Annotated in this window: 1 protein-coding gene; it reads left to right on the top strand. The window is 37.9% G+C overall.

Annotated elements, in window-relative coordinates:
- Nucleotides 1-10: 10 nt before the first annotated feature.
- Nucleotides 11-219: Nif3-like dinuclear metal center hexameric protein (locus V6256_RS15800; RefSeq protein ID WP_341599165.1), on the top strand; the 209-nt coding region annotated here is incomplete at its 3' end.

Here is a 219-nt window from a genome sequence, read left to right as displayed (position 1 = left end):
AGTGAATAATATGCTTAATCGTAAACTTGCTAATAAACTCGCCCAGTATTTAGAAATTCATCAATTCAAAGATTATTGTCCTAATGGATTACAAGTAGAAGGGCGCGAACAAATACAAAAAATAGTGAGCGGTGTGACAGCAAATCAAGCATTGATTGACGCGGCCATGGAATTTAACGCCGATGCGATTGTTGTGCATCATGGGTATTTTTGGAAAGG

The sequence above is a fragment of the Psychromonas aquatilis genome (genome assembly GCF_038155185.1).
GTDB lineage: Bacteria > Pseudomonadota > Gammaproteobacteria > Enterobacterales > Psychromonadaceae > Psychromonas > Psychromonas aquatilis.
Note: the sequence above shows the minus strand (reverse complement) of the source record. Positions and strands in the feature narration are given on the sequence as shown.